The organism is Inquilinus limosus MP06 (assembly GCF_000767795.1).
Taxonomy (GTDB): Bacteria; Pseudomonadota; Alphaproteobacteria; order DSM-16000; family Inquilinaceae; genus Inquilinus; species Inquilinus limosus_E.
Window position 1 is genome coordinate 1 of the sequence record NZ_JANX01000864.1, and the last position, 1,824, is coordinate 1,824.

3 protein-coding genes are annotated in these 1,824 nt (G+C 70.1%); 1 reads left to right on the forward strand and 2 read right to left on the reverse strand.

All coding sequences use genetic code 11. The features are described 5' to 3' along the window. Window positions 1-318 precede the first annotated feature (318 nt). Entirely contained in the window at window positions 319-924 is a 606-nt protein-coding gene (locus P409_RS33330) for a hypothetical protein (protein ID WP_034848792.1), read from the reverse strand. Between the two features lie 96 nt (window positions 925-1,020). On the opposite strand from P409_RS33330, the gene P409_RS33335 reads away from it, so the two are divergent. Further along, window positions 1,021-1,281 carry a hypothetical protein gene (locus P409_RS33335; RefSeq protein ID WP_034848794.1) on the forward strand — a complete coding sequence of 87 codons (261 nt, stop codon included), beginning with the start codon at window positions 1,021-1,023 and terminating at the stop codon, window positions 1,279-1,281. Here P409_RS33335 and P409_RS33340 read toward each other — a convergent pair. Continuing rightward, window positions 1,282-1,824 (reverse strand): TetR/AcrR family transcriptional regulator (locus P409_RS33340; protein ID WP_034848796.1); only part of this gene is annotated, 543 nt, incomplete at its 5' end.

A 1,824-nucleotide genomic window follows, 5' to 3' on the forward strand; every position in this document is an offset into this window, starting at 1 on the left:
GACGTGATCCTGGCGGTGGATGGGCATCCGGTCGACGGCGTCGACGCGCTGCACCGGTTGCTCGGGGCCGATCGGGTCGGCATCGCCACCGTGCTGCGCCTGCTGCGCGACCGCAAGGTGGTGGAGGTGCCGGTGACGCCGCGGGAGCGGGCGGGGTGACCTTCGCGGGCGGTGTCAGAGACCGTTCGGAAATGCGCTGGCGTGAGTCGGCTGGTGGTGGCTTCGAGAACCGGAGCGCAGCGGACATTTGAGTCCGTGAGCACCGGAAGCGCAGAAGCCGCCGTCAGACGGCCTCGCCAGTAGCATTTGCTGACGGTCTCAGTTGAACTTGGTCGCCATGCTGACGCCGTAGCCGATGATGCCGCCGCCGGACAGCGCCACCGCCGGCAGGTCGTGCGTCTCGATGTTACCGAAGTTCTTCTCGCGCGTGTAGAAGCCGGCGAGGGCGTATTGCGCGTCGTAGAACTCGCCCAGCCGCTTGGCGTAGGCCAGCTGCTCCGGCCCGTCGGTCGGCTGCTGGGTCTGCGCCTGGATGTAGCTGTGCAGCGCCATGTTGACTTCGCGCTGCGAGGCGATGGCGGTGCCGGGATACAGCTTCACACGCTCGGCCATGAAGCCGGCGGCCTTGGCCTCGGCCGCGTCGTTCTGCTTCGCCGAGACGCGCTTCAGCCCGTCCCAGGCGTCGGTCAGGTCGGGCCAGGCCATGCCGGCCTGGCGGTACAGGCTCTTGGCCTCGCTGGGGTTGCGGGCCTCGGCGGCCTTGGCCTGGGCCAGCAGGGCCTCGCCGCGGCTGCGATCGAAGGCGGCTTCGCCCTGGACTGCGCCGCTCTGCAGCACCGTCGGCGGCAGCGCCGGCTGGTGCGGCTCCGCAGCGCAGGCGGCGAGGGCGAGCAGGGCCAGGGGGATGAGAAGGCGCGGATGCATGGCCCATCCTTTAGCGCAAAGCGACCCGCGCCGCCATCGCGGCACCGTCGCAGCGGGCCGTGTTACAATCGGCCGGTTCTTGCCAGGGATGGTGCGATGGGCCTTGGGTTCCCGATCCTTCTGCTTCTGGTCGGCGGCGTCTTCGCCTACCGCGCCCTGCGGCCCGGCCAGCGGGGCGCCAGCTCCAGCAGCTTTGCCATCTGGCCCGACACCGACATCTCGACCGACAGCTGGCCGGCGGATGGGACGGGGGACGGGTCCGGCGGCGCCGATTGCGGCAACGATTCCGGCGGGAACGACTTCGACAGCTGCAGCAGCGATTCGGGCGGCGATAGCGGCGGCAGCAGCAGCGACTGATCAGCCGCTGCGCGGCTTCAGCCCGCAGCCGCGCAGGATCAGCCCGGTGACGTGGCGGCTGGCGACCAGGAAGACGTCGTCATCCATCGCCTCGCGGCCCAGCACGGCACGGATCTGGGCCTCGAAATCGGCATAGGTCTGGGTCACGGCCCACAGGCTGAAGACCAGGTGCCGCGGGTCGACCGGCGCCATCCGGCCGGCGGCGATCCAGCCCTCGATCACCCGCGCCTTCTCGTCGATCGTCCGCTTCAGCTTGCCGGACAGGTAGTCGGCGACTTGCGGCGCGCCGTGGATGATCTCGTTGGCGAAGACCTTCGACGCCAGCGGCCGGCTGCGGGACCAGCGCATCTTGTCGCGGATATAGGCGGTCAGCGCCTCGGCCGGGTCGCGCTCCGGCACCAGATGGTCGAAGGCGTCGACCCAGAGGTCGAGGATGCGCGACAGCACGGCGCGGTACAGCGCCTCCTTGGTGCCGAAATAGTAGTGGACATTGGCCTTGGGCAGGCCGGCGCGCTCGGCGATGCCCTGCATGGTGGCGCCGGA